The organism is Myxococcales bacterium (assembly GCA_016706225.1).
Classification (GTDB): Bacteria; Myxococcota_A; Polyangia; order Polyangiales; family Polyangiaceae; genus JADJKB01.
On the sequence record JADJKB010000022.1, the window covers coordinates 477,500 to 503,372 of the forward strand.

Sequence of the window (25,873 nt, forward strand, 5' to 3'; positions counted from 1 at the left end):
GGCCCGCGCCCTAGGGTCAATCTCGTGGCAATGCCCGAGCTGCCTCACACAGCGCCCGACGCCGCGCATCGCCAGGAAGAGGGGCTTTTGGCGCATCACGACGGTGCGGGGCCCCGTGCCCCTCACACGCCACATCCTCGCTGAGAGGGTCCACGGCGACGCCCAGGCGAAAGGCGAGCTCGGCGGCCGAGCCCTGGCCGGATTCGGCCAGGAACCGCCCGGTGAGCGCCTGCCAGCCTCCGTGAATGGCCCGAACGTCCTCGAGCTTGCCCAGGGATGCGCGAGCGTCGGCGTCACGGCCGGCGCTCGCCAGCGCTCGGGCCCAGCGAAACCGGAGCGCGGGCTCGCGAGGCGCGGCCTTCACGGCAGGCTCGTATTGTGTCGCCGCTTGCGCCGCGTGGCCGCGCGCAAACAGCAGATCCCCGAGGCGGGTTCGCCTCACCGGATCGTCCGCCCGCGCCGCCGTCTTTGCGGGATGCGGCTCTGCCTCCGGTGCGACCTCGGGTTGGCTGAGCAACCACAGCTGCCACTTCGTGATCCAAGCTTGCAGGTCGTAACCGCTGACGCTGCGCAGCGCTTCGCTCGGGTCCTGACTGCCCGTGCCCTTCAGATCTGCCATCAACATCTGAAGGCCCGACACCTGGTTCTCTCGAACCCAGTAAGCAACGAAGCTGGTCACTTCCGAGAAGGCGGTGGCCGCCGCGTCCGGGCTCGGGAGCATCGCGATCGAAGGCCCCAGCTTGTCCACGCCGACCGAGCGGCCGCTCTTCAGCGCCGCGCGCGCAACGGAGTCCGCCGAGGGAGTCTGATCGAACGGGCGCGGCGAACGCCAGCGGGTCTCTTCGCGCTTGGCGATGCCCTCCTGCAACCACAGCGGCGCACGGTCGCGGGTCGCTCGTGTGAGCGCCAGGTGCGCAATCTCGTGCGCCATGGTGTCTTCCCACGGGTAACCCAGGAAGGTAGCGCGAGGAGAGATGATGGTGACGCGACCCCAGCGCGCCACCGCGACGGTACCGGTCGTCTCGGCAGCGGTGAGAGGAAGCCCCGTGAGCGCCGAGAGTGTGAAGAGATCTCGCACCAGATCGATCCGCAGCGGACGCGGCATGACCGTGCCCAGATCCGCCTCGATCTGTTTGCGCGCGCGGGCCGCGACCTCGACGATCAGCGGCACCAGCGGGCGATCGGCCTCGTCTTGCAGGCGGATCCAGATGCCAGCGTCGTGATCTTCTTCCACCAGTGCGCCGGCGGTGCCCCCCGCGCATTTCCTGGCCAGATCCGCCAACGTTGCACCTTCTGGCGTGGAAGACAGCTCCGCGGAGGCCAGGATCGCCGCGGCCGTATCACAATCTCCAACGTAGATGGCGAGGCGGGCGCGCTCGAAGGCGATGGTCGGGGAGGCCGACTCGAGCTTCTCGAGCAGGGTGCGGGCCTTGTCCACGTCCAGCTCGGTGATCGCGTCGGCAATGGCTTGAGCGCGGCTCGGCGCTTGAGCGTGGAGCTCCGGCGAGAGCAAGAGAGTCAGCGCGAGCAGCAGCAGGCCAATCCACGCTCTCATCGCAGCAGACCCTCCGCGTAACGTTTCACCGCGGGCGCCAGGCGCTCGTCCTTGCTCTTGCCGAGCCCCTCCACCACGCGCCGCCTGAACTCCTCGGCACGGCGCTTGTCTTGATCGCGCGGCACCTCTCCACCCGTACGAATTTCCTTGCCGCGATCGCCGTGCGAGTCGCGAGGTTTGGACTCTCGCGGTGCGGGCTCTTCTTCGTCGCCGGTCTGACCGGTGTTTGCCTGTTCGAGCAGTCGTTGCGCCTGGCGCTGCAGCTCGAGGCCTCGATCTCCCTTGCCGTCGATCAGCGAGCGGGCCGCCTCGCGCATCAGGCCCTCCGCCTTCTCGAGGTTCTCCAGCGCGTCCTCGGGCAGCGCGGTGTCACCTTGCTTCCCGCGCGATGCGAGGTTCCCCGCTCGACGGGACATCTCCTGTTCGCGTTCCCCCGACGAGCTCATGCCCGCTCGTGCCCTGCCCTGCGCGTTCTGTTTGAGCTCACTCAGACGCTGCTCGGCCCAGGACAGATGCTGGCGCAGCTCACGTTTTGCCGCGCTCAGCTCCTCACGATCCAAGAAATCGTTGGCCGAAGCTCCGGCCTTCTTCTCGGCGGTGTCCAGGGCGTTGAGGGCGTCCTTTCCGCTCTGAACCGCGTCACCCAGGCTGAGGCGCTCCAGCGATTCCGCCATCGCCCCGCCGTGTTCGCGGCCAAGGGACGCCGACGATCGCGCCGAACCGGGGGTGTGACTGAACTGCGGCAGCTCGGCCAACGCCCGGCGCAGCGCCTCCGCGCGCTGTTTGGCCTCACCTCGCAGGTTCTCCAGATCGACACTCTGCTCCGCCTCGGCGAGGCCGCGCTCCACGTTGCCGATCTCGTTGCCGTGGTCGACGGCCAGGCGCTCGAGCTCTGCGGCCAGCTCGTCGAAGCGGTCGTTGGCGTCCGACGGCTCACCGCTCGATGCCCCGCGCTGTCCCGGCGAGCCCGACTCGACCCCGCCGCGTTGGGCGCTGCCGAACGAGGGGTTCGGGCGCCGCAGGCGGGCGGCCAGGTGACGCGCCGCGAGCTCGACGTGGGTCAGGTCTTCGGTCTGCCGCGCGCGCTTCACGCGTCCCAGATCTGCGCGAGCCACACCCCCCAGGTCGCGCCCCAGGAGCCCGAGCTCCGAGAGCCGTCCCGCTCCGGCGTTGGCCGCCTCGAGTGCCGTGTCGAGGCGCGCGAGCCCGATGGTCTTCTTCTCGGTCTCACGCGCTTGTTTCGCCCCGTCGGCGATCTCCTCGACCACGTCCGCGAGCCGCTTGGAGACGCCTTGTGCGTCCCGCGTGGACAGCGCGCGGAGCACCGAGTCGAGCGCAAGCGTCACGTCTTCGGTACGTCGGATCCGAGACTCACCGGGGCGTGGCGCACGCTCCAGCTGGCGGATCTGCCCCGCAACGAAGGCGCGCAAGCCCGCCGGAACGAGCAACCCGCCATAGGTCTTGTCGAGCGCCGTTCGGGTCGCGTCGGCCGCGCGCCGCGCGCGGTCCTTCTCGTCACGCGACACCGGCTCACCCTCCTTCGCGCTCACCTTCTCCAGCTGCCACGCGAGAAAATCGATCAGCTCACCCCGCGCCTTGTCGAGCCCGGCATGACGCAGTGCCTCGGGCTCACCGACAATTGGCGGGATCAAGGTGATGGTCGCGCTCTTGCCCCATTTCGGGCCGCGAATCGGGTCGTTGTCCCGGACCTCGATGCCGACCTGAATCGGCAGGTACATACGCTTCAGAAACCCATCACGCGGAGAGAGCACGTGAGCTCCTCGTTCGAAGATGCTCTCGCCGTCGAGCCGGGCGAGCACCCGCCGGTCCTCGCGATCCCCCGCCCGAAGCACCAGATCGATCTGCCGAAGCCCGTGGTCATCGCTGGCCTCGTAGTGCAGCGGGAGACTCTCGAGGGTCTTGAGCTCGAGAGACTTCGGCGCACCCTCGAGAGTCACCTCGGGCACCGCATCCGTCACTGCTGCGAGCGGGATCGGATCGAGCTCGGTGATCAGCACCGAGCCAAAGCGCGCGGCGACCGCCAGCTCGCTGGTCTGCAGCACCGTCCAGCGGGCCACGACGCCGCCGGTGCCATCACTCACGAACGGCACCTCGGACTCGCCATCGGTGAGCACCAGACGCCGACCATCGCGCCGCGGCACGCCGCGCACGGTGAGCAGCGTGCCTTCGGGATGGCGAGAGCCGAGACTGGGGAGCACCGACCGCTCCGGTAGCTTCAGATACGCCGGTGGTTCGGCGGTCACCCGCATGTAGTCGAGCCAGGCCAAGGGCAGCGGCGCCCGCCCCTTCTGCGCGAAGAGCACGTCGAGGCCCTCGACCACACGCATGGGCCCGAACGCAAAGGAGCCGGTCGCGGCCAACAACCCGACCAGCAGACCCAGCTGCCAGATGCGTGCGCGTCGGGTGGCCGTCGCCTCGACCTTTTCGACGGAGGCACGCGCCACGAGTCGCTGAAAGTGCAGGTGCGCAAGCTCCGCTGAACCGGCGCTGTCGTCTTTGGCCGTGCGCTCGAGCAGCGAGACGGCGCGCAGCGTGCGCAGCCCGAGGTCACGGTCGGCCGGCAGCACGACCTCGGTGATGGTCCGCCGCAGATCGCGGTACGTCCGCCGCTCGCGCACCGCGCGCACGATCATCGCGACGAAGACCACGAGGATCATCCCGGCGGTGCCGGCCCGCGCGGCCGGCGTCCCTTGCCGCGCCAGATGGGCACCCCCCGTGACCGCGAGCACCATGGCTCCCAGGAGCGCCTGGCGCGAGGCCGTACCGACCCGGGTGCGCCAAGCACCGGCCAGGGTGTTCAACAGCTCGGTGACAGCCACGGGCTCGGAGCTTAGCGCCGTCACCGCGGGGTGGTACCATTTGACGCCGTGAGCGACGTTCAGAGGCTGAAGCGGCTGTTGCTCGGCCTCGCCGACACCGGACTCCGCGTGGGTTGGCTCTCCGAGCAGCTCGAACAGATGCCCGTTCGCGACAGCGCTCGCCTGCTCGACGAACTTTGTGATCAGAGCGAACGCTCGGATCCCGACGCGCGTGAGGCGCTCCTGGCCGTGGCCATCTTCTTCGTTCGCACGGGCCCGTGTGAGCTGGTGGACGAGCTGCGCGAGGAAGCCCGCGCGCGTCACCTGCTGGGACTGGCGCGTTTGCTGAGGCGCGCACCGCCACCGGTCATGGTCGATCGGCCGGCGCGTGACCTACCGGTCCCCGATTACGGAGCCGGGCGGGAGCTGACCCTCGGCGAGCGTCGTTCGCTCGCGCGTCGGCCCAATCGACGTTCGTTCGACAAGCTGCTGTCGGATCCGCACCCCTTCGTCATTCGGCTGCTGCTCCAGAACCCCAAGCTCACCGAGGACGACGTGGTGCGCCTTGCGGCGCGACGCCCGGCCCGCCTCGAGGTGCTGCGGGAGATCTCCCAGTCGCTGCGCTGGCTCAGTCGGAGTCGGGTGAGGCTGACCGTCGTGCTAAATCCGGGGACACCTCCGGAGATCGCGATTCCGCTGCTGCCCGTCTGCAAGCGCACGGAGCTGCGAGAGGTCGTGAAGGCAACCGAGTCGTCGCTGGTGCTGCGCGCCACCGCCCTCGAGCTGCTGGAACGGCGGCCACCGGTCAAGGGAGTGGACCGCGCCGACGCGATCTTGCAGTGAGCGCGGCTCTCAGCCCTCTTCTTCTTCGTCGAAATCGAAGCGAAGCAGCGCGCCGACCGTGATCTCGGAGGCACAAGCTTCACACAGCGGAGGCTCCTCGTAACGAACCTCGTCGCCGCGAGTCCAGAGGAACAACCCCGCCCCGCCCGGCAGGCCGTCGAAGCGCTCGCCGCACGCGTCACACACGAACTGTTTCGGCAGCGGCGCCTCTTCGGGCAGACCTTGCCCGGAGAGATCTTCGAAGCCAGGGCCGAAACGGGATGCGGACATCGCGGGGAGTATAACTGCTCGAGCGTCGGAGGACCACGTGGCCGCGCGCCGGACTATCCAGCCTCGCTGGCGACTTCTTCTGCCGCGGGGGCAGTCTCCGCCGCGGCAGTCTTTGCCGGTTTGTCAGCGCTCTCGTCAGCGCAAGCAATGGCCAACAGCTCGACGATGTCCAGGTTCTGGATCTCGCCTTCCTTCTCCTGATCCTTGAGGCCATCGGTGAGCATCGTCATGCAGAACGGACACGCCGTTGCGATGGTCGTCGCGCCGGTCTCCAGGAGCTGGAGTGTGCGCTTCACGTTCACGCGATCTTTGTTCTGCTCTTCCATCCACATCTGCGCGCCGCCGGCGCCGCAGCAGAGCCCCTTGTTGCGCGTGAAGTGCTCCGCCTCGACCAGCTCGACGCCCGGGATGCGCTTCAGGATTTCCCGCGGCGACTCGTAGATCTCGTTGTAGCGGCCGAGATAACAGGAGTCGTGGTAGACGACGCGACCCTTGACGCCGTGCTTCGGCTTCAACTTGCCCTGCGCCACCAGCTCGAGCAGGTAGTCGGCGTGGTGAACGACCTGCCACTTGCCGCCAAAATCCGGGTATTCGTTGCCCAGCGTGTTGAAGCAGTGTGGGCAGGTGGTGATGATCTTCTTCACCCCGCCCTGCTCCTGGTAGCCGTTGATGGTGGCGATGTTGGCTTCGGCCAGCATCATGAAGAGCAGCTCGTTCCCCGCCCGACGCGCCGAGTCCCCGGTGCAAGTCTCTTCTTCGGCCAAGATCGCGAAGTCGACGCCGGCCTGTTTGAGCAAGCTCGCCGTGGCGCGCGCGATCTTCTTGGCGCGGTCGTCGTAGCTGGCGGCGCAGCCGACCCAGTACAGCACCTCCGCCTTGGGGTTGTCCGCCATCTTCGGCACGTCGAGCCCCTCGGTCCAGCTGGCCCGGTCCACGCGCGACAGGTTCCAGGGGTTGCCGTTGGTCTCCATGCCCTGAAATGGCTTGTTGAGCTCCTGCGGGAAATGCTCGCCCCGGATCATCACCAGGTTGCGCCGCATCTGCACGATCTTGTCGACGTAGGTGATCATCACCGGGCACTGCTCTTCGCAGGCTCGACAGGTCGTGCAGGCCCAGAGCACATCCTCGTGCACGACGTTCGGCACGAGATCAACCGGTTTGTACTCCGGCTTCTTGTCTGCACCGTCTGCGTCCGAGCTCGCCCCATCGGCGGCGGCGTCCTTCGTCTTGTCCGCGTCCGCCTCGGCGGTCGGCTTGTCCTCCGCCTCAGCCTCGGGCTTGGACTCCTCCGCCGGTTTCAGGCTGAGGTCGACGCGCGGGATCTCTCCCAGCTCCAGGAACTCTTCCTGCCGCGCGTACATGTGGTCGCGAAGATCGGTGGTGAAGACCTTCGGGCTCAGCATCTTGCCGGTGGTTGCGGCCGGGCAGTTGTCGGAACAACGCCCGCACTCGGTGCAGGTGTAGAAGTCGAGCACGTCCTTCCAGGTGAAGTGGTCGATGCGCGCGTAGCCCAGGGGCGCCGCCAGCATGTCTTCCTGCTCCATGGCCTTCTCGACCTTGGCCATCAGCTCTTCGGTGTCCTTGGCCAGCGGGCGCAGCCGCCCGGGCGGGCTCAGATCACTGAGCGCAACGTTGGGGACCGCCGTGATGATGTGGAAGTGCTTCGAGTACGGCAGAATGTTCAGGAAGATCAGCACCAGCGACGAGTGGATCCAGAACCCTGTGTGAGCCAGCACCACCAGCGCCGGCACACTCACACCGGAGAGCGCAACCGCCCACAGAGAACCGGCGGGGTCGGGGAACGGCGCCCAGCCGAGCGCGCCGTGCGCCGGCCCCAAGGGCTTGATCACGGTGGCGGCAGCCCCACACCAGTCGCTGGCTCGTGTCCCGCACTCGGCGCCGAGTTTGTGATTCAGGACGAGCGCCGCGCCGTCGTACATCTGATCCGCGAGCATCATCGTGATGATGATGCCGAGAATGACGAGCCCCTCGACGGACAGCGTCATGCGCTTCTGTTTGTTGAGCGTGCGGTAATAAATGAAGACGCAGGCCCCCAGAATGACGAGGGTAGAGAGCACGTCCTTCAGGAACGCGTACACCTGACCCGGGAGACCCTCGGGCCCAAACACCCAGAAATTGAAGCTCGGGTCGAAGCCACGCCCCCACAAGATCAGCGTGCGCAGGAGCAGCACCGCGAACCCGACGAAGATCAGGTTGTGGGCGAGTCCAGCCGCGAAGTAGTAGCGCATCTTCTTCTGGAAGAGCGCGAAGGTCCAAACACGACCGAGGCGTTCGCCCACGGATCCGAAGCGGCTCTCGTGGGTCGGCCCCCCGACTTTGAGCAGTCCAAAACGCTGGCTCGCACTCCAAAGGAACGCGCCGGTCAGGCTCAGGATCACAACGGCCATCGCTACGGGATTCATGGGCAGTTCTCCGCGTGCGCTCGAGTTGTTGTGGTCTTAGGGCGCCATGGCGCTCTGCGTCAACCGGAGCGAATCCGCAATCGCTGCGTGGGTTCAGCCGCGACCGCTGAGTCGCAGCCAAATCAGGAGCAGAACCCAGAGGATCACCAGCACGACCGCGACGACGACCGCCCGACTTGGGCGCCCGGGCTGGCCTTCGGGCGCACCGAGCGCGCCGGCATCGGCGTCGGCAGTCGCGAGCGCCTCGGCCTCGGTGAGGACCGGCGGTGGCACGGTGACAACGACGCGCGCGACCCCCGGATCGGGTTCGTCAGCGGGCAGCACACTGAGCAGCAGCAACCCCCGGGGTAGCTCCGGACTGTCGGAGAACCCGCCTCGTTCAGGGATTCGAAGCACGATACTTCGACCCGACGCGGTGGATTCCAGGTTGCCCTCGCCCTGTTTGGGCAGCGTGACTCGAACGATCTCCACGAGCTCCTTGCGCCCGCGCACGGAGATCGCGCCCGAGCGCTCACACGCGTCGCAGCCGCCGCCCTCACACGCCGCGCACTTCATGTTGCGGGGCAGCTCGAACTCGATCAGCGCGCCCTCTTCCAGCCATTCGGCCGCAACACGGATGCGATGAATCACGTCCGGTCCGCGCGGTACGTCGACCGCACCCGTCACTTTTCCCAGGCGATGGCGCGCCAATCAGCGGAGCGTACCCTCTCGGGCCACCAGGCATAAGATTTTTCACCCGGCTCGCACGAGCCGCGGCGAGCCGCGAGGCCACGGAGGACCCGCGACCAGGCCACAAAACTACGGCCGGTTCGGCCGCTTCTGCAGGCTTTCGCGCGTTCTACGCGGTCCGCGTTAGGTGAAAGCACGGACGCACCGCGCCAAAACTCACTTCTTCTTCTGCCGAGGTCCACGCTGGCAGCGGCCCTCGTCGCAGATCGGCTCGCAGGTCCAGGGCTCACACTGCGCCATGGTGCCGCAGCCGTTCTTCTTTGCGTCCTTGACCAACACATCGAGCTTCTTCGACGTGGCCTTCTCGACGACGCCGCCGCAATCATTGCCCGGGGCCTTGGAGAGCTGACCCGGAAAACAACCGCAATCTGCGTCCTTCTTGCAGGCGAACGTCGCGGCGGTGAGCAGCTCGTCGAAGTCGTGCAGGGTCTTGTCGCAGCCCTTGAGCTCTTTCGGCGGCGCCTCCGCGACCGGCGCGGAAGATGCGGCAGGACTCTCGTCCGGTTTCTCGACCGCGTCGGACTTTGCGCTCGGTGCGGGAGTCTCCGGGACATCCGCGGGTGGTTTGCTGGCGCAGGCGGCCAGCACCACGGCACCGGCTACGACGAGGGCAAAGCGAGACTGAGTCATCATTTCTCCAGGAGATTGAGGCCATCGGAAGCACGACGGCGGTGAGCTTCGGCTTCTACTACAGCCAGCGGAAATTCTCACCTCGTCCACCGAGTGCGCGCTTCGCCGTCACAGCTCGATGACCACCACCCGCTCGTCCTCGGGCTTCGTCAGCTCGAGCTCGAGCGAGTAGGTTTTGGGGCCGACGCGCGCCCCGAGCATGACGGTGATCGGAGGATTCTCACCGCCGAGCTTCTCGAGCCGCACACGCACGCGGTACTTGCCGCGAGGTGGGTCCCCCTCTTCGAGATACACGTTCTCCATGTTCTGGCCACGGCAGGCGTTGCTCTTGCCTGGACAGTCGCGATCCTTCACCAGGCCGCTCTTGGCGGTGCGCCCGACCTCGGCCAGCTCCCCGTTGGGGTCGGTCACCTCGAGATCGACGTCGGCGTTCGGCTGATTCCAGGCGATGGCGAACTGCACGAGCCCCGTCGCCACACCACAGCCCTCGTCGATGATCCCGTTGCAGTTGTCGTCGCGGGCGTTGAAACACTGCTCGGTACCGCTGGGTGTGCAGGCCTGCCGCACCACCACGCCGGGCGTCGCCGTGAGCTGGATCAACCGCGGCCCCGCGTTCGCCTTCGGGACCGCCGCGTGTTTCGTTCCACAGCTCGTCGCGAACACGAGCAGACACGCGATGAGCGAGGCTGCCCGAGCCGGAGGCATTGGCCTCACTGGTTCTTGCCTTTGCCCCCGCCCTTGCCGTCCTCGGGAACCTTCACGTCGGTGATGACCTTCGGGTTCATCAGCTCGAAGTAGGCCGCCGATGCCAGCTCGCCGGTCGGGCCCTTCTCGTCGCGCAGCGCCAGGAGCACACCCTGTTCCTTCATGAACTTCAGCGTGCGGATCGCGCCTTCCATCATCTCTTTCTTGCTCGCGTCCTTCGCCATCTGCATCAGGCGAACCCGCAGCACCACGCGGGTGAACGAGTGCGGACCGTTGTCGTACTGGAGATTGTCGAACTGCTTCATGAGCAAGAACGGCGCCCAGTCCTGTGGAACGCCCTTCAGCTCCGTCTGCTGAATCGCGATGGCGTTGTCGACCCAGCGGAAGATGCGGCCACTCGTCAGGTCTTCGTGAGACCAGTACCCGAAGGCGTCGTACCAGAGGTTCTGCAGCTCCTCGACCGTGGCCTTGGGTTTGTCGGCCAGCATCGCGACAGCCCGCTTCGCGACGTCGGGCGTTCCACCCAAGATCAACGCATTGGCGGCGTCCGTCACCAGTGACTCGGACTTCAGCATCTCGAACAGCTTGGCCTCGACTTCCTTGTCGAAGCCGGTCTTGCCGATGGCCGCACCAACCTGATGCCGCGTCTCGAGCGCCGCGTCGGGCGTGAGCATCGGGAGCAGCGCTCCGGCGATGCCCGGGACGGGACGGCGGATGAACGCCTCGAGCAGGCACTCACGCCGCAGCGAGTCGTCTTTGTCAGTCTTTTTGTACTCCTGAACCTTCTTCGCGACCTCGAGCATGTCCTCTTTGCTCGCGACCCACGGCAGCGCCGCACAAGCGGACTTGCGGCTCTGCTCGTTCTCTTTCGGTTCCTCGATGTACTTCATCAGCGGCTTGAACGCCTTCGGGTCCTGCCACTGCGCCATGCCATCCGCGGCCCCGACGCCGATCGCGCGCAGGGTCATGCCCAGGATGGCGAGGCCGCCGGCCATCAGACCGTCCATGGTCACGTCGAGCTCCGGGTCACGCCGCGTCAGCGACTTCTCCAGCACACTCCAGCTCTGTTCGTCCTTGAGCCAGCCGACGTAACGCATGGCGCTCTGGGCCACGACCCACTCTTCCGGGAACGGCGGCTGCTGGCCCTCCTTCGGCAGGGGTTTGTTCGGGTCCGCCCACTTGCGCAGGGCGTTGATGTCCTTCGTGGACTCCATGGCAGCGAGCGCGCGCAGGCCGTTGGCGTGCGGCGACGGCATCTCGTGGATCCAGAAGATGACCGCGTCTTCGCTCTCTTTGCGGATGAACTCCCGCTGGTCGGGGTAGAGCACTGCGAGGTCCGCGATCATGCGCGCCGCGACCACACGCTCTTGATCGTCGCGCTTCAAGAGCTGCTCGTGATCGTACTGATCGCCGTAGATCTTGAGCGGGTCCATACGCAGGCGCCGGGCCAGGGTCGGCACGCCCCGCACGTCGCCCACCTCAGCCATGGCCGTGGCGGCCTCGGTCTGCCAGTGGATGTTGGGTTTGGTCTCGAGGTACTTGAGGATGGGATCGCCGCAGCGCGGGTCAGCGAGCTCGCGCACGAGGTCGATGACCACCTTGGTCTGGTACCAGCTCTTTTCGATGTCGCTGTCGTTGCTGTCGAGCGCCAGAATCAGACCCTCGGCGCCGATGCCGTCCTTGAGGGCGTTCAGGTACTTCTTGCGGCTCTCTTTGTCGGTCTTCTTGAGGGCCGAGATCAGGGGCTCGCGGGCGCGCTTGTCGCCGATCTTCCCGAGTCCGGGCGCCGCCTGCCGCGCGATCTCCGCGTCGCTGTCCTGCACCAGCTTGATCAACACGTCCGTGTATTTGGGCGCGGCGTTGCGTGAGAGCACGGTTGCTACGAGCTGGCGCACGGCGGGGCTCTCGTCGCCGGCGTAGGTCGCGAGTTTGTCGGTGTCGATCAGCTTGACGATCTGCTCGGGATCGAAGGCCACACCTCCACCGAGTCGCTGCACCTTCGATAGGTACCCGGCACGGTAGAGCTCCATGATCTTGTCGAACGACGCGGCCTCGCCGAGCACCACGAGCGCCCAGGCGATCTGCGGCTTGGCGCCCGGACCGGCCTTCGTCAGGGCTTGCATCAGCGGACCCTTCGCGGACTCGGCGGCAGGCAAGCCGTACTCCGTGAGGCAGGTCGCGGCCATTGCCTGGATCGGCTCACTGGGCCGCGCGAGGGCCTTGATCGCAAGATCGACACCGGCGGGATCCTTGGCGAACGCCAGCTGTTTGAGCGACTCCTGAACCAGCTCGTCGCTCGCTTCGGAGGCGGCCCACTCGCGCCACTTCGGCATCTGCTCGTCCTTGGGCAGAATGAAGGTCGCTTTCTTCCGGTCTTCAACCTGCTCTACAGTGAGCTTCTCGGCGTCCTTCTTGAGGCCGATGAACAGGAACAACCCGAGCCCGATGACGGCCACGAGCCCGATGAGGATGACGAAGGGGTTGAAGCGCCCTTTCTTGAAGTCGCCATCCCCGGTGTCGAATGATCCCGGAGAGCCGGCGCCGGGCAGCTGTCCGCCACCGCCGGCGGGCGCGTTCCCGTCATCGTCCGGCGGCCACTTGGCGAGATCGACCCGCTCGTTCGGAAGCTCACCGAGGAGCGGTGGGACGGGCCGCGGAGCGGCGGGCGGGGACGACGGGATCGGTTCGAGCATGGTTCCTCCGACGTTGTGCGGCCCCGTCGACGAGGACGTCGGCGCCCGAGCCCGCACATCGAGCGGCCGCGACCTTATCTCAGGACCGAGGCGACCTGAAGCACAGAAGCCCGGAATATCGAGCCACTCCGGCCGCGCGAAAGGCCCCGGTGCAAAGCCCGCCTGAACCCCCTCCGCCCCGGCGATCGCTGCCCGGATGGGCAAAACCGCTGGCGGTAGCGCTAGCCACGACCGCGGCGGTCACCGGCCTTTCCTACGGAATGCCCGACGCCTATGCGGCGACCGCGGTGGGTCTCGGCTTTCTGGTGGCCACCTACGCCGTCGCGCTCCGCCGCGACCACGCGCTGACCCCGGATCACTACGGGCTCTCGCTTGGGGGACTGCTCGACCCCGAACCGCTGTCCGCCCGACGGATGTTGCTGGCCGGCCTACGCGCGACGGCCTGGGCCCTCGGGCTCGCGTTGCTCATCTTTCCAGCGTTCTGGTTCGGCTACCTCTGGTGGTGGAAACCCCGTCACGCCTTCGTGCCCGGAGCGCTGCCATCGTTCGGCGACGACGTGCTCGGTCAGCTGCTGGTGATCGCACTGCCCGAAGAGGCCTTCTATCGAGGTTACCTGCAGACCGCCCTCGACGACGTCTGGAAGCCGCGCTTCCGCGTGCTCGGCGCGGACATCGGCCTCGGGCTCTTGGTCTCGAGCGCGCTCTTCGCTCTCGGGCACTTCGCGACGGAGGTGCACCCGAATCGGCTGGCGGTGTTCTTCCCGGCGTTGGTGTTTGGTTGGTTGCGCGCGCGCACCAAGGGGGTTGGCGCGGGGATTGTGTTTCACGCGTTGTGTAACTTGTTCGCGGCGTTCTTGGCGCGGAGTTATGGGTTGGGGCATTGAGGGCGTGGGCTGCGGCGCTGCGCGCCGGCGCTCGTCACTTGCGCTGGCGGAAGCACGACGGGGGGCGAGGCCCGCTCGATGAGGGGTCCGTCCGCAGTTCACGCTCACCCATCGCCGCACTCGGAAGGGCTCAATCTGGTGGGACGCCCGGACCCAGCGCGTCGAGCCGAACTCGCGCGACCGTGTAGACGAGCTTCGCCGTCGGCGAGCTGATCACAGCAACGGTGGCGAAGACCTCGTCACAGGTGATGCCGATGCCCTTCTGCCAATGCCAGCCCGTCTTGTCTGCTGCGGTCAGATTGTTCGGTAGGATCCACGAAACGCCATCCGACAACCGCACGACCAGCATCCCGTCCGGCGGCTGGAGCTTGTGCGCCGCGTAGCCGCACCCGACGACGAAGTTGACGTCGAAGGCGGTCTCCGGATCCGAACGCAAGCGCTTGGGGGACGAGCTTCGCCGGATCTGTGGTGAACGGGGAGGTCCAGACACTGCGCTTCTCGTAGCTGCCTCCGTCGGCGGATGAACCTCGCCGTAGGTCCACACCAGGTCCTTGCCGTCGGTGCCGACGTTGTAGGCGCCTTTCGAGGTGTCCCCATACCAACGGACCAGGGCGTGCGTTTTCAGCACCGGGTCGTGGACCATGATGCCTTGGGACAAGAGGGTGCCCACATCGAACAGCACATTGTCCCCGAGCACCGCGGGCAGATGCGGGGGAAGCCCGTCCGGGTCGGTGGAAGGCGACGCCAGCTCGAACGCCGGCGCGCCATCGAGCGGGAACGCCGTCAAGCTCAGTGCGGGCGCTTCGCCCCGAACGGCGAGCTTGCCGCTCACGCGCCACGAGTAGACCGACGGCGTGACCTCGAAATGAAACAGCGTGGGTCGGAGCTCGCCGAGTTTGCCGATGAGTGCTGCCTTGCGCGGCGAGTCGAAGGCATTGGCCGTTGTCCCGTCTGCACCCCGTGCCTGCAAGATGAACTGCCCTTCGTTCAAGTCTTCCGCGAGCACGGCGTACCCCTCGGTGGCGAGGCGCGGAGCAACAATCGCGAATCGACTTGGGCCTTCGGCATCAGCGACAATCGTCATGGTGGAGCCATCGCCAGGTGTCTCGAAAATCCGGCTGAACAGAAGCAGCGCGTGACCATCAGCGGTGGGGCTGAGCTTGTTCCATAGAAGAGATGTGGTCCCTGCCCACGTCACCTTCATCCACTGGCAGCCTTTGCTCAGCAGCGACGGCGAAGGGCACGGTTCCCAGAGGATGGGCTCGGGCAAGTACTTCTCACTCGACGGCACGTAGAACGGCTGCGCGCAAGAGAAGTCCGTATAAGCATCCCAGCCTTCGGGGACGAAATCGGGCTTGGGCGGAGGGGTGCACGGCGCGTCCGCATCGCCGGAGTCGGCGAGCGTTCCGCCCACGCCCGCGTCCGACCCAGCTCCACTGCTCCCGCCGACACCCGTGTCGTTGCCTGCATCGCCCGGCTTTGGTTTCGCGCCGTCCCCGTCCGAAGTGCACGCACCCGAGCACCCCGCGCCGAGCGCGATCGCCAGCACTCCAAGCCAGATCTTGCGGCTCATTGGAGGACTTGGCTGATGCTTGGGTTGGCCTGCGGGCCCGCGGCATTCGCGAGAGTGAACCGCTCTGTCGTCAGGCGTTGGTTTTTCTTGTCACGCGTTACCAGCAGGTAACCGACTGGGTCCACCACGGGGCGTGCAGCCAACTGGCCCGAGCCAAGCCTCGCACCGGTGACCTGCAAGGGCGATACTGCGAAACGCACGATAGCGTACTTGTGGGCCAGAGTGCTGGTTGCAGCGATCAGCAGTTGACGATCACTGTCCGCGACGAGGAAGAAGCGATCAAAAGCGCCGACCGAAGGCCAGGTCGTGAGCACCGTCACACTTGCATCGAAGGGGTCCACGCGGAGCAGGCGCAAGAAATGTGGAGGCGGCTTTCCACCCTGCTTGGACTTAGACTGCGGTGGTGCGACCTCGTCGAGCACGTACAGCACTCTTTCAACGAACTCGTAGGTGCCGGCCAGCACATCGCCGAGACTTTGAGTCAACGGGAGCCGGACGAAGTGGCCCATCGGACGACCCGTCCAGATGTCGTGGAGCCGATCTCCAGCGATGCTGCGCCCGCCGAGCACGAACAACCTGTCGAGAGAGCGGGAGTAGACGCCGACGAATTCGGTGCGTGGCTCCGGGAGCGCGGGTACCCCCGGATTCTGCGCCACGGCGAGCGTAGCCCCCGCAGCTCTGTCGCCGCACAGATCAGGCTGTTCGTCCCCGAAGCGACCATCCGGAACACAACCTACGATCCCGTCGCAGGGCACGAAGCAGCCCGAGCTGCACGCCATGCTGCCCGCCGCGCAGAGCGCCCCGGACTCCGCCTGGCAGGTGACCACCGATTCGTCGGTGACACCGTCGCTGCCGGGCGCCGCGGCCAGGGTGCACGAAGGGTCGCCGGGACCTGGGTTGCCGCCGTCGTCCCCGACGACCTCATTGCATGGGATCGAACACTTGAGTCCGCTCGCACAGCGCATGAGCACTTGCCCGGCCGTGCACCCGACCTGACGGTCGTCGGCGCCTCCGACGAGCTGCCCATCATCTCCGACCGCCACGCTGTCAACCACGCTCGTAGCGTCGCGAGCGAACAGCACGGCAACCCGCTCGTTTGCGGACCACCACGCGCCATAGGGCTCGACCGCATTCAATACCCGCGAGCCTGCACCAACCGACGCCGCGAGCGCAGGGCTCACCCGGTCTGAAGCGTCGACAGCGTCCCCTCCCGTGGTGAGCACGAAGGGTCCGTGTGCGACCGAGCTCCAGAAGGCAACTCGCGCTTGCCCGGCTGGCTCGTCGGGAAACGGCTGCCAGTTCCGCTTGATCGGATCCGCCGCCAGGGGCCAGAGGATCGGGTTGTCGCCCTCGAAGGTCGGCCAGATGAGCGGACCCGCCGTGCCCACGAGCTGGAACTTTTCCGGCGCGAGATCGAAGTGTGCGTTCGCGAGCTGCTCGCCGTGGAAGCCCGTTCCAACATTGAAGGTGTCCCCGACTGGCGTCGCGGCGTTGAGCCACATCTTGCCGTCGAGACCACTCGCCACGCTGCCGTCGGGAAAGCCAGGGCTCGGCAAGGCGATGATTTCGGCGAGCGTCCCTGCCTTGGTTTGCCAGAAGGCGAAGTCCTCCAGATAGGCCCACTTCACGTCGTACTGCTGCTTCGTATCGAACGAGTGGGCGTTGAGGTAGTTAAAGGGGCTGCTGGCCCCTCGCGGAAGCTGCGTGAGACCCCGGTCGATGCGGATGCGGTGGTAGGGCTGGGCGCGCTGCTCCTGAGCGGCCGTCGCGGCGTCGGTGAGGCGGGCGTCCAAGACCGCGGGCTGGTCATCGCAATTCGGGTCCTGACCGGGAACGAGCGGCCTCTGGCAGAACCTGAAGTTCGTCGCGACCCCAAAGAAATTCCAGTGCGACGGAGAGCCCACCAGAACCGGCGCGCGGTTCGAACGCACGGGGGTCACTCGCAGCGACGAACTGTCCGTGCCTTTCTTCACGTAGCAAACTGGGTCGGCACACGGTGGGCTGCCGACGGAGGGGAGCGGAATGTCCTTGGGGACGGGTTTCGCAGCAGGAACGGGCACTGGATCACAGAGGTCGGGCCAGCGCTCGGTCGGCGTGTGAAAGCTCTCGGAGAGCGCGTTCGCGTTGACCGCAAGAGTCGACGGCGTGTTCGGGCAAGCGTCTTCCTTGTCGCAGATGCCGTCGTGGTCCGTGTCGGGCTCGCACCCGCACGGGGGCGCGCAGGCCCTTGGCACGCCCGGTGCGGCCGAGTTGGGACCGCAGCGGTCGTAGTCGCTGCCGAGCGCGCACTCGTCGCACTCGTCGGGAACTCCGTCGCCGTCTGAGTCTAACCCTGGTGGGGCGAGTACGCTGTCGAGCCAGGCCTTCTGCGCAACGACGCTCGCCCATTGGTTGGTGACTGGATTGCAGCTCAGAGCGAATGGGTCCGCGAGGAAGTCAGAGAAGACCCCTACAATACGGGGAGCACCGACCGGCCCCACCAGCAGCGGACCCCCGGAGTCGCCAGCGTCGGCGGACGATTCCTCGCCGCCGAGTGTCCAGTCGATGGTGAAGCCGTTGAACAGGGTGTTTGCGCTCAGCTGGTTGCCAAAGCGGCGCTCGTCGGCGTTGTTGGGCGTGCAAGCGCCAGTGAGCCCATAACCAACGATGGTCGTCTTGTCCTCGAAGAACTTCGTGCTGTGCCCTGGGTGCCGAGGGATCGGACTGAACCCTTTCGGTACCGGTCCGGGGAGCCTCACCAGCAGCATGTCGTTCTGCCCCTTCGCCAGGTCGCCGTACACGCCGGGTTGCCTGACGATGACCGTAGTGCCGAGCTGAAACGGCACCGAAATGGATTTCCATTGCTTCGCCGGCGAGTAACGCAGCAGACGAACGGCGACTTCCTGAGTTGCTGGCTCGAGACAGTGCTGGGCGGTCAGCACTTCTCGGCACGACACCAGCGTGCCGGTGCACGGCTTGTTCCCCCAGCTCCCGACGTAGTCCACGCGAACTACTCCGGTGAACGCGTCCTCCGAATCGATCGGAGCTATCCCCTCGCTGGGCCCCTCGATGGGGCTCGACCTCCTCTCAAGGTCGGCCCCCCCCCTGCGAACTGCATGCCAGCGCGAGGATCGCAACGCTGGAGCAAGCCAATCCCAGAACTCGAACGGCGCTGGACGTTCCAACCATGTCTCAGTCTCCCCTGCGTACACGACCTGAAGAAAGTGTGCCGGATTTCGCGAGCGCACGAAAGGTACGAAACGGCGCACAGCTGCCGACACTCACATGGAGGCTGGCTGACACACGGCTTGAAAGCTCACGACGCCGTCATCGAAGCGAGCGGCCACAAACGCGGCGCGAGCCATGCCCTGAGCGAGCGCACCAAGCGTGGAGCGACGCGTCCCCTCCACCCGCGTGCGCGCGAGCATCGGCAAGACGTGCGGGGTCTTGGCAAGACATCACCGCTCGCGCGCACCGGGTAAGGAGGGGACCGGCGCCGCGGAGCGGCGACGAGGGGAGGCAACACTGACTTCGCGACGGAGGTCCATCCGAACCGGCTCGCGGTGTTCTTCCCGGCGTTGGTGTTCGGTTGGCTGCGCGCGCGCACGAAGGGAGTGGGCGCGGGGATTGTGTTTCACGCGTTGTGTAACTTGTTCGCGGCGTATTTGGCGAGGAGTTATGGGATGGGGCGGTGAGGGTGGGGAGAGCTGGGAATCCGCGGCGCTGCCGTCGCCTCACACCCTGGCGCTGAGCGGTCAACTCCCTGGAGGTGCGGCTCTCCAATTTCGGATCTCGAGTGGGTACCCAGCCTCCCTGATGGCGGTGAAGTGGGAGGTGTTGCCGGTGACGACCGGTAGGCCATGATGCAACCCGACAGCACCGATCATCACATCGGCGAGGCCAATCGGAGTGCCGCGGCGTTCCAGGTCGGCGTAAATGCGCCCGGCGAGCGTGGCCGCCGCGATCTCGAACGGCAGCACCTGATGAACCGAAATCAGGGTCAGGAACTGATCGATGCGGTCCTCCCTGGCGAGCCGGTGAAAGCCGTAGACGATTTCCATCACCGACAACACCGAGATCGTGAAGCGACGCTCCTCGGCGAGGTACTCTGTGGCCTGCGCCACCACGGCCGGATCCCTCTGCTTGATGATCTCGGAGAGGATGTCCGTGTCGAGCAACACCTTAGCCATCGGCCAGCCGCATCCGGCTGTTTTGCCGGATCGCCAGGACTAGCCGAGCAACCTCGTCCATCACCCCCGGCTCGTCCGCCATCATCCCGATAATCGACGCGGGCTCACACCGTGCGGCGCTGGCCTCCGCCACGTCGTGCACCACCCGCTCCACCAGTCGCAACCGGTCGGTGGGCGTCAGTTGTCGGATGGCTTCGTAGAGCTGCTCGATGTCGGTCACCGTCAAAAGATAGCACGAGAAACACCCAGCGCTCACTTTGCCGCGCGACAGTCCCCATCGAAGAACACCCCGACCTCGAAGTCGATGGCAGCAGTCACGATGAAGTGAGCGGAGGCTGCGCCTCACCCCGGTCGCCAAGGCGCAGCGGTCGCGCAACGACGCGTCCCCTCCACCCGCGCGCGCGCGAGCACCGGCAAGACGCTGGTGGTCTTGGCCAGGCGCCACCGCTCGCGCGTGCCGGGTAAGGAGGGGACCGCGGAGCGAAGCGACGCGAGGGGAGGCAGCACCATGGTGGTGGAAACCCCGTCACGCCTTCGTGCCCGGAGCGCTGCCATCGTTCGGCGACGACGTGCTCGGTCAGCTGCTGGTGATCGCGCTGCCCGAAGAGTCCTTCTATCGAGGTTACCTGCAGACCGCCCTCGACGACGTGTGGAAGCCACGCGTGAAGATCCTGGGCGCGGAGCTCGGCTGGGGCATCCTGGTCTCGAGCGCGCTGTTCGCGCTGGGTCACTTCGCGACGGAGGTCCATCCGAACCGGCTCGCGGTGTTCTTCCCGGCGTTGGTGTTCGGGTGGCTGAGGGCGCGCACGAAGGGTGTGGGCGCGGGGATCGTGTTCCATGCGCTGTGTAATTTGTTCGCGGCGTATTTGGCGCGGAGTTACGGGATGGGGCATTGATGCGGCACTCGACCGGCGTCTCAGTCACCCGGCCCGAGAAAGCGCACTTTCCGTCACTGACCCCAACCAGGCGTCATGACGCAGCTCCACTGCAGGGACGGGTGATCGAGATCGACGTCGACGAGCCATGTCTTGACGGACTTGCTGTCGAACCACCCTCCGTAGACGTGACGACCGTGGACGGACTTGAACGACAACAGTCCCGGAGTGTCACCTTGAAGCTGACATCGCTTGCCTGTCGCGAGGTCCAAGGTCGCGAGGGCCGTGCTGATGCCGTAGTAGTCGCCGTAGTCCGACGGATTCGGGTCCGCCGCGGACATGGGCGGCTCGCTCCAAACGGCGAGGCCGTCGCCGATGGCGGGAAACACCTTGGCGCGTGGCTTTCCGGGTGAATCGAAGGTCCCGCGCTTCGTGGCCTTGGACGTGAAGTCGTGCCAGTAGAGCTCGCCACCACTACGCGTGATGAACGCACTCGACCCCGGTCCGGGCGGGTCCCGGTAGTCGATCCACGTGTACTGCTTGCGGTCCGCCGAGCAGCTCCCGTCGAACTGCAGCTCGGTTCCGTCGTCAATCTTCTGTTGGCTCCCCGTCTCCGGATCGACGAGGTAGATCTTGCCGGACTCGCAGATGAATGCCGTTTCTGTCGCGCATAGGGAGTAACACGCACCGGGGCCGAGATACTTCAGCTCCCCCGTCTGCAGGTTGCGCGCGCGAAATCCATTGTAGATGAAGAAGGCGTACTTGCTGTTGAGCGCGGTGAGCTCACTCGCGCTGGCGCCGGAGTCCGGGGGCTCGTAGCGGAAGACGACCTTGGTCTCGCCGGTTACGAGGCTGGTCAGCTGAACTTCACCGTTCCCAATTCCGAACGATCGCGCACTCAGCACATGGTCTGACCAGATCGAGGGTTCAATCCGCGGCGCATCGGCTGGATGAGGGAGGACGGTCGTCGGAGTCGCCCCCACCGCCACGTGCGCGAGCCCAGAAGCGGCAATCGCGAGCACGCGTCCGGTGGTGAACGCATGCCCGTAGGCTGCGGGGTTCGTCATTGGCAGGTTCAGCGCCACCCGGCACCCAGGCCCACAATCTGGGTTCTGCTCCGGCCCAACCACCGGCCAGTCCTTCGGCTTGTTCTCGTGCCACACCGGGTCCCAGGGCTCGCCGCCGCTACCGTCTTGATTTGCACCCCCGGTTCCCGTACCCGCGGCAGAACCGCCGCCACCAGCCGTGGCATCACCACCCCCGGGACAGCCCCACACCAAGACGAACGGAGACACGACCACCAGCACACCGCCGAGCCATCGTGTGTGCGCAACTGTTCGCATCCACCCAGCCGTCAAGGGACGACCCTTGCCAGGTCCGCTTTTTCGCCGACCACCCGAGCGGAGAGGACCCGAGAATCCCGGCGTTTTACCCAGCTCTCTAGGTTATGAGAGCCAACGACACTCGGATGCTGGTCGCGAAGGTCGATGATCGGTTGCTGTTGGCCACTGAGGCTGACGCCGTACGCTCGCATGCCGACCGCATCGGCCCGGAGCGCAGTGAGCGGATGCACGAGCGTCTTACCGCTGCCCAACTTCGGCAAGCTCGGATCCGTCACGGTCAGATCGTAGAGAACGGGCCCCGTCGCCACCAGCAGGCGCTCATTCACGTGGGCGACCGCGGTCACGCGTGCCAGCCCGTCGACGAGCGGAGGCGGTAGCAAAGCGTCGGCCTTCTTGCATAGCGCAACGGCAGTCGGATTGGTGTCGAGGGCGAGCAGCTTCGGACCAAACGGCACCAGCAAGGACATCGATTGCAGCGTGACCGGTTCATCGGCACCGCCCGCCACGATCGCGAGGCCGAGCGTCGTCGCGATCGCCCAGGTGTGCGCAGCCGCCGCCGCTCCCCCGCACGAAAACGTGATCAGGACCGACGTTACTCGATGTTGCCCTTTTCGTCATAGCAGCGAACTCCACCCGGCAAGTACTGCTTCGCGAACTGGCAGTAATCGAAGCCGAGGCAGATGCCGTAGTTCTGCGCCGCGTGCGCGTCCTGCTTCGGCACGTCGTACACCAGGCAACTCTCCGTCCAGCTGCACGGGAGATCCATTCCCTTGCCCGGAACCACGCGGCAGCTCTTTCCATAACTTCCCGGCTGAGGCACGCAAAGCCCGAACGGGTGCAATGGGGACCGCCCAGAGCACCGGTAGGTGGCTCCACAGGGTGCGCAACTTCCGCCGCAGATGAACTGGTACCCGCCACTTGGCATTCCGCCACCGGGACAGGTTTGATTCGCGATCGGGAGCGGCGATCCGTCATAGCTCTCCTTGTCGGCATAGCGGCAGACGCCCCGCGCGCCCAGGTCCCAGAGAGCCGAACACACCGCTGCTTCCACGCAGACCAACTGATTGGACGTTCGCTGCACACAAGCCTCCCCATCCTGGCACTCAAAGCACTGCGTGGCACCCTTGGCAGCGGCGTCGCTAAAACACACACCAGAACCACTCGGGGCCACGTCATCGCGGTCGAGCACTTCAATGCAGTTGCCTGGACATTCGGGCGCAGTCAGCCATTTGCAATTTAGTTTACCGCCACAGAGGCGAATGCCGTCCATGCTCTCGCAAGCCGGATGCGTCGATGCGGCGCCGCCAGCGGCGGGGCTCCCGCCCGAGCCCGCGTCCACGTGCACATCGCCACCGCAGCCAAGTGCGGCAGCCGCGCAACCGACCGAGACGACCCGCAAAAGCTCCATCGCTCCTCAACCTGGCGGAAGGCATTCCCCACCGCCCGGCAAGCTCGCCGCCGCCGCGACGCACTCCAGAATCGGCAGGCAGAACGAATACCGATCTGCCAGGGGCTGTGCTTTTGCCTCGACTTGGAACGTGAAGCACCCCGACCCCTTGGGACAAGACTCAGGCTTGCTGATGACGCTCGAGCCCGTGCACGAAAAACCCGTGGGGGAATCCGGCACGCACAGGCCGAACGGATGAAGCGGAGAGCGTCCGGTGCATTTTCGGCCCGTCGGACAGCCACCGCACGCTCCGCCACATGCGGGGACGTTGACCGCCGACGGGCAAGTGCTGGGCGCGGGCAGGGGCTCGCCTGTGAACAACCCGAAGTCCGCATAGCGGACCGAGTCCGCACCGGCCCCGTTGCGAGCGTACAGTTCAGCGACCGAAAACGGCACAGCCCAGAGATCGTCGGGCGCCCCAAAGATCGAGGCGCAGGCGTCTCCGTCCGCGGGCAGCCAGCATGGTTTTGGCACGAAAGGCCACGATTCAAGGCAGGCGCCGGCCGCGGCGGCGGCCTGTTGCGTGCACGTCTTGCACTCCGCCCCTCCTTCCGGGCAGTTCGCTGGTCCGCGACAAACACGAATGCCCTCAGGGCTTGAACATTGGGTCGCGGCATCGGGCGCCGCGTCGATTGGAGGCGGGGCATCCCCATCGTGGTCCACCGAGGCGTCCCCTTGAGGCCCGTCCGGCTGGGTCGTCGATGTCTCTCCGGAGCAGCCTTGAGCCAGGATCGCCGAGAGCAGCAGGGCAAGCGTGTTCTCCCACCTCACAGGTTGCAGACTCCGTAGTAGCGCTTTGTGAAGGCCACGCGCGGCCGCGTCTGGACCGAGCACAAGCTGGCAGGAACCGACGTGTCTTCGACCTGCACAGCGGCCAGGTACACCCCGTAGGTCGGGCTCGCGGTTGGGCGATCGCCCGCATCGAACCAAACGAGCTCGACCGCGTCAGGATAGAAATTCAAGCGCTTGGTTTTGAGCGCCACCTGACAGATCTTCTGGTCTGCCGCAATCCCAGAAATCGAGGTGGGGCATGCGTCGTTGGGTGGCTTTGCGCAGACCCAGTTCGCGTCGGAGTTTAGTGTGTTTGCCACGTCCACGCGCTCTGCGGAGCTGAGCCCCAACACTTGCCCGCCCTGCGAAGCGAGCGCGGTAACTGCGAACTTGGCGACTGCGCAATCGGACACGCTCTCGCAATCGAAGTAATCCACACCGCTCGACTGAGGGATTGGCACGCGTTGGCAGCTTCTCAGAATGGCGTTTAGCTCGTCCGGAACGTCTGTCCCGAATGACTCGTCGATGTGGTCCTCGACGTCGGGGGTAGGCACGCTGCAGATACCCTGACAGTCGGCCAAGGTGTTCTCCTTCACTCCTTTCGCGATCTTCAACTGGCTGTTCGAATCGAGTGTGAAGGCGTATCGGTAGCGGGTCTTGATTGCGATATCGGCTCCAAAGGAAGGATCGAGGTCAAACGAGAGGTCGACGAAGAATCCTCCGCGTTGATCGAAAACTCCCAAGGGTCCGCCAGCGACATACGCGGGCACGTGCATGTAGCCGTGCACGTAGGTCGCGGAGTTCCACCCGGAGCTTATGAAATCCCAAAGCGCGGAACCCAACGAGAGCTCGTCGAAGAGGCGGTTGCCGATCTCCCACAGCAGCCCGCCATCTGCAGCGCCATCGCGACGAGAGTTGCCCCCGTAAGCGATGTCAGCCGAGCAGAACCCGTGGTCCATGACCCGTGCCCCACGCAATGCCTCGCCAGCTCCGTCGAACCAGTACGGATCCAGATTGAAGCTGGCCAGATCTGAAGCAGCGGGCGGGGTCTGGCTGAACGGTGACGGATGCGGCACGCCGAGGCCAGGAGCACGGTGGCGGGCCTGGTCATACGCGGTCGTATTGCCCAGATCCGACTTCCCGAGTGGCAAGTGCAAGTCGTGCGGGTCGTCCACAAAGTAGACGACCTCGGTGTTTCTGGTGTCTGCACCGTAGCGCGCAGTGAGCGCCTCCAATTGGGTATCGGCTACGGCCGTCAGAGCATCCTTGTCGTAGACGAAAGTTCGCCCCGTTGTGCTCAGGCGACCCCAACGCAGCTGGTCGTCCGACCAGAGCTGGAGATTGGACAACCCCTGGTCGCTGTTGCCACCGCACGCGGTGACGACGGACAGGAGCACCAGCGCCGCTGCGTGCTGCGTGCTGCGTGCTGCGTGCTGCGTGCTGCGTACTGCGTGCTGCGTGCTGCGTGCTGCGTGCTGCGTGCTGCGTGCTGCGTGCTGCGTGCTGCGTGCTGCGTGCTGCGTGCGTGCTGCGTGCGTGCTGCGCCGTGCATGAACCGACCTCCCCGAATGTGGATCGAATCTACGGTGTCCCGCACGGCAGCGTCAAGGTGTTCGACCGGTCACGCTCACCGCCGATGACGGTGCGCGTTCCACCGACATCACGCATCGTCACTCTGGGAGCAGATGGCAGGCCTCACGCCACCGGCGGCGGTCTCAAGCTCGCTCGCGGCTGGATCAGCGCATGGACGCCGTCATCGAAGCGAGCGCCCACGAGCGCGGAGCGATGCATCCCCTCCGCAGGTGGCGAGCATGCACCAAGCGCGGATCGACCCGTCCCCTCCACCCGCGCGCGCGCGAGCATCGGCAAGACGCTGGTGGTCTCGGCAAGACATCACCGCTCGCGCGCGCCGGGTAAGGAGGGGACCGGCGAGCGAAGCGAGACGAGGGGAGGCAGCACGAGCGGCGTATTTGGCGCGGAGTTACGGGATGGGGCGATGAGGGTGGAAACGAACATGGAGAGCTCGACGACGTCGAACTGCCCGGCGCGCTGGTGAACGCCCTGTCGAATCGCGGGCGGCCAGCGCCCACGACAGCGACGGACGCGCTGGCACATCTTGCGCGGCTGTTCGGTCAAGTTCGGAA

Annotated in this window: 20 protein-coding genes; 4 read left to right on the plus strand and 16 right to left on the minus strand. The window is 66.2% G+C overall.

The genetic code is table 11. From position 1 onward, the window contains the following. Nucleotides 1-16: 16 nt before the first annotated feature. Entirely contained in the window at nt 17-1,555 is a 1,539-nt protein-coding gene (locus tag IPI67_33185) for a hypothetical protein (GenBank protein ID MBK7585032.1), read from the minus strand. After that, nucleotides 1,552-4,395: a DUF4175 domain-containing protein gene (locus IPI67_33190; protein ID MBK7585033.1), complete on the minus strand. Its 2,844-nt coding sequence runs from the start codon at nt 4,393-4,395 to the stop codon at nt 1,552-1,554. Before IPI67_33190 ends, IPI67_33185 begins: the two co-directional genes overlap by 4 nt. A 48-nt stretch (nt 4,396-4,443) precedes the next feature. Between IPI67_33190 and IPI67_33195 the strand changes: the two genes are divergently transcribed. Then, nucleotides 4,444-5,217, plus strand: a complete 774-nt coding sequence (locus IPI67_33195; GenBank protein MBK7585034.1) for a hypothetical protein — start codon at nt 4,444-4,446, stop codon at nt 5,215-5,217. Between the two features lie 9 nt (nt 5,218-5,226). On the opposite strand, the gene IPI67_33200 is transcribed toward IPI67_33195, so the two are convergent. The 6 genes from IPI67_33200 to IPI67_33225 all read right to left on the minus strand — a co-directional run bounded on the left by IPI67_33200 (nt 5,227) and on the right by IPI67_33225 (nt 12,667). Continuing rightward, nucleotides 5,227-5,487 carry a hypothetical protein gene (locus tag IPI67_33200; GenBank protein ID MBK7585035.1) on the minus strand — a complete coding sequence of 87 codons (261 nt, stop codon included), beginning with the start codon at nt 5,485-5,487 and terminating at the stop codon, nt 5,227-5,229. Between the two features lie 53 nt (nt 5,488-5,540). Further along, nucleotides 5,541-7,910, minus strand: a complete 2,370-nt coding sequence (locus tag IPI67_33205) for a (Fe-S)-binding protein (GenBank protein MBK7585036.1) — start codon at nt 7,908-7,910, stop codon at nt 5,541-5,543. Between the two features lie 93 nt (nt 7,911-8,003). Continuing rightward, entirely contained in the window at nt 8,004-8,600 is a 597-nt protein-coding gene (locus IPI67_33210; GenBank protein MBK7585037.1) for a hypothetical protein, read from the minus strand. A 195-nt stretch (nt 8,601-8,795) separates the two neighbouring features. Next, nucleotides 8,796-9,269 (minus strand): hypothetical protein, encoded by a 474-nt coding sequence (locus tag IPI67_33215; GenBank protein ID MBK7585038.1) that lies wholly within the window; start codon nt 9,267-9,269, stop codon nt 8,796-8,798. Nucleotides 9,270-9,377: 108 nt separating this feature from the next. Then, nucleotides 9,378-9,974, minus strand: coding sequence for a hypothetical protein (locus tag IPI67_33220; GenBank protein ID MBK7585039.1), 597 nt, complete (start codon nt 9,972-9,974; stop codon nt 9,378-9,380). A 5-nt stretch (nt 9,975-9,979) separates the two neighbouring features. Then, complete coding sequence (locus tag IPI67_33225) at nt 9,980-12,667, minus strand: HEAT repeat domain-containing protein (protein ID MBK7585040.1); 2,688 nt, start codon at nt 12,665-12,667, stop codon at nt 9,980-9,982. Between the two features lie 260 nt (nt 12,668-12,927). Here IPI67_33225 and IPI67_33230 point away from each other — a divergent pair, with 260 nt between their 5' ends. Then, the gene (locus tag IPI67_33230; protein ID MBK7585041.1) at nt 12,928-13,551 is read left to right on the plus strand and encodes a CPBP family intramembrane metalloprotease; all 624 of its coding nucleotides are present in this window, start codon (nt 12,928-12,930) and stop codon (nt 13,549-13,551) included. A 130-nt stretch (nt 13,552-13,681) separates the two neighbouring features. Here the strand turns inward: IPI67_33230 and IPI67_33235 are convergent, their stop codons facing one another. The 4 genes from IPI67_33235 to IPI67_33250 all read right to left on the minus strand — a co-directional run bounded on the left by IPI67_33235 (nt 13,682) and on the right by IPI67_33250 (nt 19,513). Further along, the gene (locus IPI67_33235) at nt 13,682-15,124 is read right to left on the minus strand and encodes a hypothetical protein (protein ID MBK7585042.1); all 1,443 of its coding nucleotides are present in this window, start codon (nt 15,122-15,124) and stop codon (nt 13,682-13,684) included. Beyond that, nucleotides 15,121-18,108 (minus strand): trypsin-like serine protease, encoded by a 2,988-nt coding sequence (locus IPI67_33240; protein MBK7585043.1) that lies wholly within the window; start codon nt 18,106-18,108, stop codon nt 15,121-15,123. Before IPI67_33240 ends, IPI67_33235 begins: the two co-directional genes overlap by 4 nt. 750 nt (nt 18,109-18,858) lie before the next feature. Continuing rightward, the gene (locus tag IPI67_33245) at nt 18,859-19,293 is read right to left on the minus strand and encodes a PIN domain-containing protein (GenBank protein ID MBK7585044.1); all 435 of its coding nucleotides are present in this window, start codon (nt 19,291-19,293) and stop codon (nt 18,859-18,861) included. Continuing rightward, nucleotides 19,286-19,513, minus strand: a complete 228-nt coding sequence (locus tag IPI67_33250; GenBank protein ID MBK7585045.1) for a hypothetical protein — start codon at nt 19,511-19,513, stop codon at nt 19,286-19,288. Before IPI67_33250 ends, IPI67_33245 begins: the two co-directional genes overlap by 8 nt. Nucleotides 19,514-19,829: 316 nt before the next feature. On the opposite strand from IPI67_33250, the gene IPI67_33255 reads away from it, so the two are divergent. Beyond that, nucleotides 19,830-20,189: a CPBP family intramembrane metalloprotease gene (locus tag IPI67_33255; protein ID MBK7585046.1), complete on the plus strand. Its 360-nt coding sequence runs from the start codon at nt 19,830-19,832 to the stop codon at nt 20,187-20,189. 53 nt (nt 20,190-20,242) lie between these two features. Here IPI67_33255 and IPI67_33260 read toward each other — a convergent pair whose 3' ends face one another. The 4 genes from IPI67_33260 to IPI67_33275 form a co-directional block, all read right to left on the minus strand. Then, a complete protein-coding gene (locus tag IPI67_33260; protein ID MBK7585047.1) occupies nt 20,243-21,511 on the minus strand; it encodes a hypothetical protein in 1,269 nt (422 codons plus the stop codon). Nucleotides 21,512-21,522: 11 nt separating this feature from the next. Next, complete coding sequence (locus IPI67_33265) at nt 21,523-21,978, minus strand: hypothetical protein (GenBank protein ID MBK7585048.1); 456 nt, start codon at nt 21,976-21,978, stop codon at nt 21,523-21,525. Between the two features lie 125 nt (nt 21,979-22,103). Beyond that, nucleotides 22,104-22,295 (minus strand): hypothetical protein, encoded by a 192-nt coding sequence (locus tag IPI67_33270; GenBank protein ID MBK7585049.1) that lies wholly within the window; start codon nt 22,293-22,295, stop codon nt 22,104-22,106. Between the two features lie 1,430 nt (nt 22,296-23,725). Next, a complete protein-coding gene (locus tag IPI67_33275) occupies nt 23,726-25,126 on the minus strand; it encodes a hypothetical protein (protein MBK7585050.1) in 1,401 nt (466 codons plus the stop codon). Nucleotides 25,127-25,299: 173 nt separating this feature from the next. Here IPI67_33275 and IPI67_33280 point away from each other — a divergent pair, with 173 nt between their 5' ends. Further along, nucleotides 25,300-25,785: a hypothetical protein gene (locus IPI67_33280; GenBank protein ID MBK7585051.1), complete on the plus strand. Its 486-nt coding sequence runs from the start codon at nt 25,300-25,302 to the stop codon at nt 25,783-25,785. Nucleotides 25,786-25,873: the final 88 nt, after the last annotated feature.